Raw genomic sequence first — 12,996 nt, 5'->3', positions numbered from 1 at the left:
GACCGCCGGGCATTTATGGCTCGGAGCGACCGCCGAACGGCACGGATTCCGGCGTCGAGCCCATCGGCGTACCGCCGTAGACGACCGACCCGTCGGCCCGCTGATAGGTCAACCACGGCACCGTCTCGCTGAAGCCCACACCCGGCTTGCTGTAGTCGCAGACGCCGCTGGGGAAGGCGGCCTCCAGCCGTGCCCACTGGGCCTCGGTGAGCCCGAACGCGCCGTAGTCGTCGGTGCGGCGCAGCGGCTTGAGGTGGCACTTGGCGTTGTCGGAGTAGTTGTTGTCGCCGGCCACGATCCGCGGCGTCGCGAAGTCGGTCTTGACCAGGTCGCTGACCGGCCCGAGACCGCACACCAGGTCCGAGACCGGGTCGACGACGAGGTTGAGCGCGGGATCCAGGACCGGCTGGACAGCACCGTTGAGCCCGTCGAGCACCCCGCCGGTCAGGTCGTCCACGAGCGGGTCCGCGACCGGCAGGAACAGGCCGTCCTCGCTGGAGACGCCCTGGGTCTGGGTGCAGCGGTCGTGGAGGTCGCCGGGGCGGTCCTGGACGATCTTGTCCGCCAGCGCCACGTCGCGCCGGTCCGCCTCGACGGACGCCAGCCAGCGGTCCATCGCGAGCAGCGCCTCCTTGGAGTAGCTCGGGTCGCCGATGAGGGGCGTCACGCCGTACCAGATCACCTGGTTGTCCGCGTGGCCCTGCTCCCGGGTCAGCCGGTCGCGCATGGCCCAGGCCCAGCGCGCGTCGTGCGCGACGCCCGGGTCCGGTCCGCGGTGGTCGATGATCGCCACGTCGGACAGGTTGCTGGCGGTGTTGACCATCCCGCTGCGGTAGGCGTTGGCGAGCGCCGTCGGGTCCGCGACCGAGCGCTGTGCCCGCGGCTGGACGTCGATGTCGAGCCCACCGATCTTCTCGTTCACGTCGACGAACTGCTCCGGGGTGATCGCCCCGGCTCGCAGCGCCTCCAGGCCGTACTGCACACCGGTGTTGTCCAGCGGCGAGCCCGCGAAGCCACGCCCGATCTGCTTCTCCTGGGGCGTCCACACGCTCTCCGGGCGCGGCCCGAAGACGTTGATCGCGCCGTCGATGATGGAGCACCGTACGCCGCCGGGGTTCGTCGCAGCGTCGTACCGCTCCTGGTCGCTGACCCCGGAGCACGGGTGCGTCGGCATGACCGCCTGCTTGAACAGGCCCTCGTCGGCGGTGACCGCGTTGAGCGGCAGCAGATGGCCCTCGACCGCCGCCCACTGCAGCGGGTTCCAGAACTTGCCGTCGGTCAAGCGCTCGGAGCTCTCGAAGTACTTGCGGAGCAGGTGGTAGTCGGAGAACTGCAGGCCCGGCGAGAGCGAGTCGGGGTAGGAGCAGGTCACGACCAGGCCCTGGTAGATCCCCGGGTAGGCGTTCGCGATCGTCTGCTGGGCGATCGAGCCTCCCGAGCAGCCGCTGCCGATCGTGTAGCGCAGGTCGCCGTACGTCTCGACGAGGTGCTCCTTGGCCATCATCAGCGACTCGGCCGCGCTCGTCACGGTGCAGTTGTGGCCGGTGTTGGCCAGCGCGGTCGAGAGCATCGCGAAACCGCGGCCCAGCGCCACGGTCGGGCTGTCGCCGAGCGCGTCCGCGACGACCGGGATGCCGAGGTCGAAGGTGCCGGCGTAGTCGGTGGTCGGCGCGGTCCCGGTCTCGTGGTCGACCCCGCAGCTGCCGCCGTGCGGGATGAACAGCTTGTTGTTCCACTGCTGCTGCGGCCGCCAGCGCCGCCAGGGTTCACCCGGCTGCCAGAGCACGGCGATCCGGTACTGGTCGCGGTTCTGGTAGCCGGTCTCCACCCGTACGACGAACGGCACCTTCAGGCCCTCGTCGGTGGTCGTGCGGGCGATGTCACGGGGAGGGTTCGCGGGGTCGTAGGGCTGGAGCCCGTCGAGCAGTGGATTTGTCGATTTGTAGAGCCAGCTGATCGTCGGCTCCTGGTTGCACTGCGCGTCCGTCGCGGTCGGCTGACAGCGCCACGGCTGCAGCTGGGGTCCCGAGAAGATCGGCCCGCCGCGCGGGTGGTTGGTGATCGTGAGCCGGGCACCGCGACCGTCGACGAGGCGCGCGGTCAGCTCGTTGGTCCCGACCCGCAGGCCGCGTACGACGCCCTCGATCTCGCCGTCGGGCCGCTCGCCGAAGGCTCTGGTGACGTCGCGGCCCTTCACCGAAACCTTCAGGTCGTCCGGGTCGGCGTCCTTCGGCAGGGTGACCCGCACCAGCGCGTTGCCGTCGGAGATCAGGTCGGCCCGGTTGGAGAGCGTCTCCAGGACGATGTCCCCGGCCGGCGCGGCCGATGCCGGGGTCACACCGAGCAGGAGGCTTGCGACGAGGGCGGACACCGCCGCGATCGAGACAGGCAGGGCGCGAGCGGTCATGGCGTGCCTTTCCGAGAGCTGCTCGCGTCCCTCGAGTAGACGCGCGCCGTGACAGGAGAATGCCCCCAGCCACGGCGCGCGTCAAGGATGCCTCAGCCGGCGACCGCCTCCCCGCGGGCGACCATGCCGGCCTCGTTGGAGAGCTTGACCTCCTTGAGGAACAGCGCGAGCGCGAGGCCGATGAGGACGAGCGGCACGAGATACCAGAACGCCGGCGCGAGCGCCTCGGTGAAGGCGTCGACGACCCAGCCGTGCATGGGCTCGGGCAGCTTGTCGACGACCGCCGGGGTGAGGCTCCCACCAGAGAACTCGGCCCCGTCGGCGGGCATCATCCCGGAGGCGGCCATCTTCTCGGCCAGACCCTCGAAGTTGTCGGTCAGCCGCGTGGTGAACACGGTCGTGAACAGAGCCGTACCGACGGTCGCACCGATCTCCCGGAAGAAGTTGTTCGCCGAGGTCGCGGTGCCGAGCTCGTGCGGGTCGACGGCGTTCTGGACGGCCAGGACGATGGTCTGCATGACCAGGCCCATGCCGGCGCCGAGCACGAAGATCATCAGCCCGAAGACGACCATCGACATGTCGGAGGTGATCTGCGTGAGCCAGGCGATGCCAGCCGCGGTGACGAGCAGTCCGGCGATCGGGAAGACCTTGTAGCGACCCGTCTTGGAGATCATGATTCCCGAGACGATCGCGGTGAGCATCAGCCCGACCATCATCGGCAGCATCAGCAGCCCGGAGCTGGTGATCGAGGCGCCGGTCGACATCTGCAGGAACGTCGGCAGCATTGCCATCGCCGAGAACATGCCCATCCCGAGCACCAGACCGATCAGCGTGGTCACGGTGAAGGTCGGGTTCTTGAAGAGGCGCAGCGGGATCAGCGGCTCGGGCGCGAGGGTCTCGGTGAGGATGAAGGCGGCGATCGAAGCCAGGGTGCCGCCCAAGAGCCCGAGCAGCTGCGGCGAGGACCAGTCGTAGCCGTCGTGGCCGAGCGACTCCCACGAGGTCAGCAGCACGATGCCGCAGGTGGAGAGCACCATGAACATGATCCCCAGCCAGTCCACCGGCCGGTTGGAGCGGTGCGAGGGCAGCTTCAGGGCGTACCAGGCGACGATCAGCGCGATGATGCCGACCGGAACGTTGATCCAGAAGGTCCAGCGCCAGCCCGGGCCGTCGGTGAGCCAGCCACCGAGGAGCGGCCCGATCACCGCGGAGATGCCGAAGAGAGCGCCCATCGGGCCCATGTACTTGCCGCGCTCGGAGGCCGGCACGATGTCGGCGATGATCGCCTGGGACAGGATCATCAGCCCGCCACCGCCGAGCCCCTGGAGACCGCGGGCGGCGACCAGCTCGGGGAAGGTCTGCGCCATCCCGCCGAAGAGCGAGCCGAGCGTGAACAGCGTGACGGCGACCAGGAACGGCCAGCGGCGACCCCACAGGTCACCGAACTTGCCGTACAGCGGCATCACGATCGCGATCGCCATGATGTAGGAGGTGATCACCCACCCCTGGTGCTCGACGCCGTCGAGCTCTCCGACGATCGTCGGCATTGCCGTGCTCACGATCGTCTGGTCGAGGGACGAGAGGAACATCGAGGCCATCAGGGCACCGAAGATCAGCCAGACCGTACGCGGCGTCAGCACGACCAACGGCTTGTCGGGCGCGTCCGGCGCGACCGTATGACTCATGGGTTGGACCTTCCAGGCAGGAGTTGAAGAGGTGGTGACACACGGGTCCCGTGTGACGTGAGAGTTCCCGAGAGTTGCGGCTAGTCGTCGAGGAGCAGGCGGAGCTGGGCGACGGCCTCGGGCAGATGCGCTGCCGCATCGCCCTCGTAGCCGGACCGCGCCCAGGCGAGCGCGCTCGCCCGCAGCAGCAGCCCGGCGACCATCCCGATCGTGTCGTCGTCGACAGGGGAGGGCCGTGCCCTGCGTCGCTCGGAGAGCAGTGCCTCGAGCTCGGCCACGACGCGCTGGTGCCAGGCGATGTGTCGCTGGACGAGGCGGGGCTCGGCGATCATCAGCCGCATCGCCCGCTCGCCCTGCTCGATGTTGGGCGCGGCATGGTCGAGGAAGCCCGCCACCAGCGCCTCCAGGTCGCTCATCAGCCGACCCGTCGGACCGCCGGAGACGAACCGCTCGCGCACCTCGGCATCCACGCCGATCTCCTGGATGCCGAGCACGGCGTCGTCCTTGGAGTCGAAGTAGTTGAAGAACGTACGCGTCGACAACCCCGCCGCGGAGCTGATCTCCTCCACGGTGACGTCATCGAGACCACGCTCGCCGACCAGTCGCTGAGCAGCCTCGATCAGCGCCAGCCGACGCTCCCGCTTCTGGCGCTCGCGAGCGTTCGAAGGCAGGGCAGAGGTGGGCACCGCCGTATTCTTGCAGTGAGTGCAAGTTGCAGTCAATGCAATTAGCGTCACATGCGGGTCAGGCCCCCGCGGCCGCCCGGTGGAGGGCGTGGATCTCCTCGACCAGCTCGGAGACGGGGCCGGCGACCTCGACCTGTGGCGCGACCTCCTGGATCGGCAGAGCCCGCACCGGGGACTCACCCGCTCCCCAGCCGGCCCGCCACTCGGTCAGCTGCTCGGAGGAGGCGATGTAGACGATCCGGCCGACCCCGGACCAGCCGTGTGCCGCCGAGCACATCGGGCAGTGCTCGCCCGAGGTGTAGACGGTCGCTTCCGCGCGGGTCTGCTCGTCGAGGTTGATCGCGGCCCAGCGGGCCAGGACGATCTCCGGGTGGGCCGTCGGGTCACCGGTCGAGTGCTCGCGGTTGCGGTCCTCCTGGAGTGCGTTGCCGGCGCTGTCGGCGAGCACCGAGCCGAACGGCCCGTCGCCGTCGGCCAGCGCCTCCGCCGCCAGCTCCAGGCAGCGTCGCAGGTGGGTCATGTCGGTCGCGGTGAGGTCGGTGGTCACCCTTCCAGTCTGCGGCCACCGCTGACGTACGTCGCCTGATTTCGCGACGGTCAGCCGGCCTCGATCACGGCGCAGGCGATCCGGTCGCCGGCGTCACCGGTCTTCGTGGTGTCCTCGTCCGGGCCCTCAGGGGCGTACCGCTCCGGGACGTTGGCGTAGTTGTCCGGGCCCGCGTGGATCATGACCGCGCTGCCGTCGGCGTCGCGGAGGTCGTCGAGCGTGAAGGGGCCGGTGAACTCCAGGCTGCCGGTGCCGTCCTCGTTCACCAGGAGCGCCGGCAGGTCGCCGAGGTGCTCGCCGTGGGCGCTGTCGTCGGGGTTGAGGTGGCCGCCGGCGGAGAGGAAGTCGCCGGTCTTCGACGGGTCGTCCGGGGCAGCGCTGTCGGCCTCGCACTTGCCGGTCGTGTGCACGTGGAAGCCGTGGTAGCCGGCCGAGAGGCCGCTCACCCGGATGCTGATCTGGGTGGCCCCGTCGTCCTCCTCGATCTCGATGGTGCCGACGTTCTTCCCGCCGGGATCGGCGAGCTTCGCGTTCACCTCGTTGCGGTCGTCCGGGTCTGCCTCCTCCCCGCAGGCGGCGAGAGTCAGCAGGCCACAGACAGCGAGTGCGGCGGCCGTTGCGCGACGGGACATGGGATACCTCCACGAGAACGGGATCCGGTCATCCCCACCGTACGTGGATCAGCAGCCGTCGCGGAGCAGACCCGGCTGGTGCCCGACGGAGACCTCGATGAACTCGATCTTCGCGTCGCGGGTGTTGCCGGACAGCAGGAAGCCGATCCAGCGGTTGCCGTCCTTGACGACCCAGGTGGTCTGGCCGTAGTCGTTGGTCTTCTGCGAGCCCATCCCGTAGATGTCCTTGAGGACCATGAGGGAGTCGCCGATCGTGACGCCCTGGGCGGTCTCGAGGACGGGCTTGCTCATCCCGAAGGAGCCGATGTTGCCTTTCTGGTCGTAGGTGACGTCGACGCCGTCACCGACCTGGTCGGCCCACTTCCAGTGCTTGCCCTCGCACGCATCCTCGCGTGCGGTGTCGCGGGTCATCCAGCCCTGATCGACCAGGGTGCGTACGTTGCCCGTCGCCTTGATCTTCCCGAAGGCCCCGGGCGCCAGCGGGCCGCCCCAGTCGAGCTTCGGCGTCGGCTCGGCGGGTGATGGTGCGGCCGAGATCGGGACCTCCGACGGTGCCGGCGTGGGAGTCGCGGACGGTTCCGGGGACGGGGCCGCGGAGGAGGTCGAGGAGGAGGGCGCGGCCGAAGGAGACCCGGCCGCCGGGTCCGGGTCGCTCCCGCACCCGGCCAGGCCGAGCAGGCCGACCACGGCGGTCGCCGCGAGCGCGGCACGGAGCTGGATGCGGGAAGTGGACATGGTGACTCCTCGTCGGTCGTACGCCCCGAGCGGGCGTTCCGCCGATCTAGACGGTTCACGGCCCGTCCCGGTTGCAGCCGGGACGGGCCGATTCCGTCGACTGGGGCGTGTCTCTCGAAGACACGGCGGCCGCGAGCGGCGTTTCGGGCCGATCTGGCAAGGCGTCCGCTGCGAAGGCATCCTGGAGGCTGTCGAGCGGCGGCAACGCAGCCAGATCGGATGCGAAACGTCGCGTAGCGGGCGTGGATTTGGGAGACACGCCCTAGGCCGAGGCCACCTCCGGGACCGTCCGGGCGGCCTGGCCGGTCCGCAGGAAGAGCAGCGCGACGGCGGAGATCGCGACCACGACGGCAGCGCCGACGTACAGGTTGACCGGCGTCCACGAGGCGTCGAGCAGGCGCCCGGCGAGCATCGGCGACAGGATCGCCCCGATGCGGCCGATGCCGATCGCCCAGCCCATGCCGGTGCTGCGGATCTCGGTGCCGTAGACGGCCGGGGTGATCGTGTAGAGGCCGGCGATGCAGCCGTTGATGAGCGCCCCGACGAGCACACCGATCACCAGTGCGACGGTGAGCAGCGCCGTGCTGGTGATGAAGACGACCATGGTCAGCGCCGAGAGCACCGTGAAGCCGATCAGGACCAGGCGGCTGTCCAGCCGGGAGGCGATGAGGCCGTAGAGGACCGAGCCGGCGGTGCCGCCCAGCGCCAGCATCATGCCGGCGGTGACCGCGTCCGCCTCGGACATCCCGGAGGTCACCAGCAGCTGCGGGGTCCAGCTGTTGACGAAGTAGAAGCCGAACATCGTCGCCAGGAAAGCCACCCAGATGAGCAGGGTCGAGCGGCGCAGATCGGCACCCAGCAGGACACCGGGGTTGCCGCTGCGGCGCCGGGTCGTCGGCACGGGCGCGGACCCGAGCGAGTCCGCGGTGACGGCGGGCTGCCCGAGCCGGCCGAGGATCCGGTTGATCCGCTCGACGGCCTGACGCGGGCGGCGCTGGACCAGGAAGTCGACCGACTCGGGCAGCAGCACCACGAGGAGGACCAGGGCGATCCCGGTCGCGACGCCACCGGCGACGAAGACGCTGCGCCAGCCGAGGTCGGCGAGCATGCCGCGCGCGGCCACGCCACCCAGGGTGGCGCCGATGCCGTAGCCGGCCGTGTAGAGGCCGATCGCCAGACCGCGCCAGCGCGCCGAGGCGTACTCGCTCGCGATCACGTTGGTGCTGGCCAGGATGCCGCCTACCCCGAGCCCGGTGACGACGCGGGCGAGGCCGAGCAGGACGGCGGTCGGGGCAGCCGCGGATAGCAGCATGCCGAGGGTCGCCAGGCCGACGCTGATCAGGATCAGCGGCCGGCGTCCGATGACGTCGGCGACCGGAGCCAGCGCGAGCGAGCCGACCGCCATGCCGACCAGACCGGCGCTCAGCAGCAGGCCGAGCTCGGAGCCGCTCAGCGCGAACTCCTCGGTCAGCGAGGAGGCCGTGAAGGCCATCGCCATCACGTCGAATCCGTCCAGACAGTTGAGCAGGACGCAGAGGGCGACGACCATCCACTGGTAGGGGGTCATCGCGGCGGCGTCGATGCGCGCACGAAGGTTCATCTCGGGTCTCTTTCGGGGTGGGGGTTCACGGGAGGTGCAGGGTCACGGCCGCCGGCTCGGCGGAGCCGGCGTCGGGTTCGCCACGGGCTGCGCGCGCGACGCAGAGGCACAGGGACGCGTACGTCTCCTTCTGCTGCTGGCTCAGGAACACGTCGCGGTGGTCGATCCGGCCGCTGACGTCGAGGACCTTGACCTGGCAGATCCCGCACTCGCCCTTGCGGCAGTCCCACATCACGTCGACGCCGGCGTCCTCGAGGGCGTCGAGCATCGAGCTGTCCCTGCCGACGCGGACCGAGCGTTCGAGCTGGGGGAGGTGCACGACGAAGTCCTCGGCCGCCCAGGCGCCGCTGCTGCCGAAGGTCTCGAACCGCAGGTTGGGCTCGGGCAGCTCGTGGGCCACCCAGGCACGGCGGATCGCGTCCATCAGCCGGATCGGCCCGCACATGTACATCTCGGTCCGCGTCGGAGCGGCCGAGCCCGCGATCTCGCCGACCAGCGTCTCCACGTCGAGGCGTACGTCCTCGTCGTCGACGAACACCCGCATGCGATCGCCGTGCACCTCGACGAGCTCGTCGAGGTGGGCCATCACGCGCCGGCTCCGGCCGGCCAGGACGAGCGTGTAGTCGGCGCCGCGGCGGCGCAGGGTGTCGGCCATCGCCACCAGCGCGGTGACGCCGATGCCGCCCGCGACCAGCACGTAGCGGTCCGCGCCGACCCCGAGCGGGAAGCTCTGGACCGGACCGGTCATCTCGACGACGTCACCGACGCAGAGGCCGTGCATGTGCCGCGATCCGCCGCGGGACGCCGGCGCCAGCTGGACGCCGAGGGTGAGCCGGCGGCCGCCGTCCTCGGAGCGGACGACCGAGTAGGAGCGCTTCCGGACGTGCCCGGCGAGGTCGAGCCGGAGGTCGACGTGGGTGCCGGGGACGGCATGGACGGGGCGGTCCGGGGCGAGCACGACGCGGCGTACGCCCTCAGCGAGATCGGAGGTCTCGACCACGCGGCCCTGCTGCCACCAGGTCTGGGTGTTCACTGCCATGGCGGCCGCCTCACTTCGCAGCCGCGGCGGCGGGGAGACCCTCCGCCTGCAGCATGCGGTCCAGGATCCGGCGTACCCACATCCCGCCGGCGTCGATGTTGAGGCTGTAGAACTCGTGGTCCGGGTTCGCGTCGATCGCGGCTTGTTGGGCGGCGAGCATGTCCTCGTCCTCGCCGAAGACGCCGTGGACGCCCTGCCGGAGCTGGGTCGTGATGGTCTGGCTCTCCAGGCGGTAGTTGCGCATGAAGGCCCAGAAGTAGTGCGAGGTGCGCGCGGTCTCCGGGGTGATCGTGTTCATCACGAAGCCGTTCACACCCTGGCTGCGGTCGCCCTCGGGCGCGCCGGTGCCGGCCTTGGCGACGCCGACGTCGATGCGGATCGTCGAGGGCGCCTCGAAGTGGATGATCTGCCAGCGGTCGACCTTCCCGGTGAAGCCGGGGAACCGGTCGCGCATGTTCTTGAGCCAGAACGGAGGCGCGTCGATGTCGCGCATCCAGCGGGTCACGGTCACGCCGCGATCGGTGTGGCTCACCTCGAACTCGGCCTCGGAGAGCTCGTCCTGACCGATGCTCGAGCTGTGCACGAACTCCTCGTGGGTGAGGTCCATGAGGTTGTCGAGCACGAGCTGGTAGTTGCAGGGCGCGTAGATCGTCTCGCCGTCGCCGGCCCACTCCGGGGAGTCCATCTGGTGCATGTCCGGCACCAGGTCGGGGTCGGCCAGGTCCGGATCGCCCACCCACACCCACACGTAGCGGTAGCGCTCGACGACCGGGTAGGACGGCACGATCGCGCTCGGGTTGATCGTCTCCTGCGCGGGCATGCTCGTGCAGCGGCCGGCGGAGTTGTAGCGCAGCCCGTGGTAGGGGCACTGGATCTCGTCGCCGAGCACCTTGCCCTTCGACAGCGGTGCCAGCCGGTGCCAGCAGGCGTCGGCCATGGCGACGGCGCGGCCGTCGCTGTTGCGCCACAGCGCCAGCGGGCGGTCGGCGATGGTGCGGGCGAGCGGCTGCTTCGCGGTCACCTCGTGGTCCCACGCCGCGACGTACCAGGCGTTGCGGGGGAAGTTGAAGATCTTGCTGGCGGCGGTGATCGGCGGCGAATCCAGGATGGTCATGGGGAAACTCCCTATGGAGATAGGTGTTGTGCTCGTCACAAACTACCTATCTCTATAGTGAGTGGCAAGAGTTGGATACGCTCGCGCCACGATCACTGCGTGAAGAGGGGGTCACGATGTCGCTGAGGTACGCGCTGCTCGCGCTGCTCACCTCACGCCCGATGACCGGCTACGACGTCTCGAAGCAGTTCAGCCAGTCGGTCGCCCACGTCTGGCATGCGCCCGACTCGCAGATCTATCCGGAGCTCAACCGGATGGAGCGCGACGGCCTGCTCGAGTCCACTGTCGTGCCGTGGGGCAAGAAGGGCACCAAGAAGGAGTACGCCGTCACCGAGGCCGGCGTGACGGCCTTCCGGGAGTGGATGGACGCGCCCATCGAGATCCGCCGGCAGCGGGAGCCCGCCTACCTCAAGGCGGCCTACCTGGAGTGGGCCGAACCCGGCGCCGCGCGCGCCGAGCTGGAGCAGTTCCGCGACCACTGGACCGAGCACCTGGCGATGCTCGACGCCACCCGCGCCACCCTCCTCGACCGCAGCCACCCCACCCTGGCCCGGCGGCTCGAGCACTACGACGCGAGTCAGTGGGACCGGATCGTGCGCTACAAGGTCTTCGCCTACGACGGCCTGATCGATCAGGCCCGCGCCGCCGTCGCCTGGGCCGAGCGTGGTCTGGTGCTCGTCGACGAGCTGGAGGGCTCGACCGTCGACTGAGCGGTCACGCCGGAAGGCGTACGTGGAACCGGCAGCCGGTCGCCGCCGGAAGGTTCTCCACCCAGACCCTGCCGCGGTGCGCGTCGACGAGACCCTTGACGATGGCGAGACCGAACCCGGCGCCCTGGGCGCCGGCGCCGCCGGCTCCCTCGGGTGCGGTCGGGGTGCGCGCGGGGCTGCCCTGCCAGCCGAGATCGAAGACGCGCTCCATGTCGCCGGGATCCAGGCCGCCGCAGCCGTCGCTGACGCTGAGATCGACGCTGCGTACGTCTCCGGGGGCCATCCGGCAGTGCACCTCGACAGTGCCGTCCGCGGGGGTGTGGCGGATGGCGTTCATCAGCAGGTTGGAGACGACGCGGGACAGGCTGGCCGGGTCGGCGGTGATCTCGAGGCCGTCCTCGACCTCGCCACCGAGCCGGACCCGCCGCTCCCGGGCGACCGGGTCGGCCCCTGCCAGCGCCTCGCTGACGAGGTCGCCGAGCAGGACCGGCTCCGGGGTCAGCGTGAGGGCGCCGGCCTGGATCCGGGACAGCTCGAAGAGGTCGTCCACGAGCCTCGCCAGCCGCTCGACCTCGACGCGGATGCGCTGGTGATAGCGGTGGGGGTCGGCGGCGATGCCGTCCTCGAGGGCCTCGGCCATCGCCCGCAGCCCGGCGAGCGGCGTACGCAGATCGTGGGCGACCCAGGAGATCAGCTCGCGGCGGGACTCCTCGAGCCGGGCCTCCCGTGCGCTGGCCTCCTCGAGCCGCCGCTGGGTCTCGGCGAGCTCGGCCGACAGCGACCGGAGCTCGCGTGGGCCGCTCTCCGCGGGCTGCTGATGGCCCCCGAGCGCCATCTGCCGGGCCTGCTGCTGGACGGCGCCCGACCAGCGCACCATCGCGGATCCGATGACGAACGCCACCAGGATCGCCACCACCACGGCGATCGAGGTGACCACGGTGATGACCTGCAGGTCGTGGCCGGAGAGGAACATGAGCCACGCGATCCCGAGTACGCCACCGAAGACGGTCAGCACCGCGACGCCGGCGACCAGGGTGAGCTGCCAGCGGATCGACCAGCGGCGGGTCAGCCAGGCGACCAGGAGCCCCGCAAGACCGACGGCGAGCCCGGCGCCCGCGGCGACGAGGGCGATCTGGACGGCGTCGGCGGTCTTCATGCGCGTGCCTCCACGGGCTCCCAGCGGTAGCCGACGCCCCAGACCGTCACCAGCCGCTCCGGCCGGGTCGGGTCGGACTCGATCTTCTCCCTCAGCCGGCGTACGTGGACCGTGACCGTCGAGCGGTCGCCGATCGTCCATCCCCAGACGTGCTCGAGCAGGTCCTCCCGGGTGAAGGCCTTGCCGGGATGGGCGATGAGGTAGCGGAGCAGATCGAACTCACGGGTGGTCAAGGACAGCTCCGCCCCGGCACTGGTCGCCACCCGCCGGTCCGCGTCGACCACCAGGGAGCCGTCGGAGACCACGCCGCCCTCGCCGGAGTGGCCGGTGCGCTTGAGCACCGAGTCGACGCGCAGCACCAGCTCCCGTGGGCTGAACGGCTTGCCGACGTAGTCGTCGGCGCCCAGCTCGAGGCCCATGATCCGGTCGGCCTCGCTGCCGAGCGCGGTGAGCATGATGATCGGCACCTCGCTCGTCTGCCGCAGCCGACGGCACACCTCCAGCCCGTCGATGCCGGGCAGCATCAGGTCGAGGACGACGATGTCGGCGGGTCGCTCGCTCATCGCGCGCAGCGCCTGCTCGCCGTCCCCGGCCTCGACGACGTCGTGCGAGCCCGCGCGCAGGTAGGAGACCAGCACCTCGCGAACGGTGAGGTCGTCGTCGACCACGAGCACACGTGCCATGG

At 70.4% G+C, this 12,996-nt stretch carries 12 protein-coding genes; 1 reads left to right on the top strand and 11 read right to left on the bottom strand.

Annotation, left to right across the window (positions count from 1 at the left end):
* Positions 1-13: 13 nt before the first annotated feature.
* The 9 genes from ACIRON_RS01885 to ACIRON_RS01845 form a co-directional block, all read right to left on the bottom strand.
* Entirely contained in the window at positions 14-2,407 is a 2,394-nt protein-coding gene (locus ACIRON_RS01885) for a DUF6351 family protein (RefSeq protein WP_402988204.1), read from the bottom strand.
* A gap of 92 nt (positions 2,408-2,499) precedes the next feature.
* Entirely contained in the window at positions 2,500-4,092 is a 1,593-nt protein-coding gene (locus tag ACIRON_RS01880; protein WP_402988201.1) for an MDR family MFS transporter, read from the bottom strand.
* Positions 4,093-4,172: 80 nt separating this feature from the next.
* Entirely contained in the window at positions 4,173-4,778 is a 606-nt protein-coding gene (locus ACIRON_RS01875; protein ID WP_402988198.1) for a TetR/AcrR family transcriptional regulator, read from the bottom strand.
* Between the two features lie 58 nt (positions 4,779-4,836).
* Positions 4,837-5,325 carry a nucleoside deaminase gene (locus ACIRON_RS01870; RefSeq protein ID WP_402988195.1) on the bottom strand — a complete coding sequence of 163 codons (489 nt, stop codon included), beginning with the start codon at positions 5,323-5,325 and terminating at the stop codon, positions 4,837-4,839.
* Between the two features lie 50 nt (positions 5,326-5,375).
* Entirely contained in the window at positions 5,376-5,957 is a 582-nt protein-coding gene (locus ACIRON_RS01865) for a superoxide dismutase family protein (protein ID WP_402988192.1), read from the bottom strand.
* A gap of 48 nt (positions 5,958-6,005) precedes the next feature.
* Positions 6,006-6,692 carry a hypothetical protein gene (locus tag ACIRON_RS01860; protein WP_402988189.1) on the bottom strand — a complete coding sequence of 229 codons (687 nt, stop codon included), beginning with the start codon at positions 6,690-6,692 and terminating at the stop codon, positions 6,006-6,008.
* A gap of 262 nt (positions 6,693-6,954) precedes the next feature.
* The gene (locus ACIRON_RS01855; RefSeq protein WP_402988186.1) at positions 6,955-8,292 is read right to left on the bottom strand and encodes an MFS transporter; all 1,338 of its coding nucleotides are present in this window, start codon (positions 8,290-8,292) and stop codon (positions 6,955-6,957) included.
* Positions 8,293-8,317: 25 nt separating this feature from the next.
* Complete coding sequence (locus ACIRON_RS01850; protein WP_402988183.1) at positions 8,318-9,331, bottom strand: PDR/VanB family oxidoreductase; 1,014 nt, start codon at positions 9,329-9,331, stop codon at positions 8,318-8,320.
* A 10-nt stretch (positions 9,332-9,341) separates the two neighbouring features.
* A complete protein-coding gene (locus ACIRON_RS01845) occupies positions 9,342-10,445 on the bottom strand; it encodes a Rieske 2Fe-2S domain-containing protein (protein WP_402988180.1) in 1,104 nt (367 codons plus the stop codon).
* Between the two features lie 116 nt (positions 10,446-10,561).
* Here ACIRON_RS01845 and ACIRON_RS01840 point away from each other — a divergent pair, with 116 nt between their 5' ends.
* The gene (locus ACIRON_RS01840) at positions 10,562-11,155 is read left to right on the top strand and encodes a PadR family transcriptional regulator (RefSeq protein WP_402988177.1); all 594 of its coding nucleotides are present in this window, start codon (positions 10,562-10,564) and stop codon (positions 11,153-11,155) included.
* 4 nt (positions 11,156-11,159) lie between these two features.
* Here the strand turns inward: ACIRON_RS01840 and ACIRON_RS01835 are convergent, their stop codons facing one another.
* Positions 11,160-12,311: a sensor histidine kinase gene (locus tag ACIRON_RS01835; protein ID WP_402988174.1), complete on the bottom strand. Its 1,152-nt coding sequence runs from the start codon at positions 12,309-12,311 to the stop codon at positions 11,160-11,162.
* Positions 12,308-12,994 carry a response regulator transcription factor gene (locus ACIRON_RS01830; RefSeq protein ID WP_402988171.1) on the bottom strand — a complete coding sequence of 229 codons (687 nt, stop codon included), beginning with the start codon at positions 12,992-12,994 and terminating at the stop codon, positions 12,308-12,310. Before ACIRON_RS01830 ends, ACIRON_RS01835 begins: the two co-directional genes overlap by 4 nt.
* Between the last annotated feature and the right edge of the window lie 2 nt (positions 12,995-12,996).

Origin of the sequence: Nocardioides sp. NPDC101246 (genome assembly GCF_044767415.1) — a bacterium.
In the GTDB taxonomy this organism is placed as follows: Bacteria; Actinomycetota; Actinomycetes; order Propionibacteriales; family Nocardioidaceae; genus Nocardioides.
This window is presented reverse-complemented; position numbering and strand designations above follow the sequence as displayed.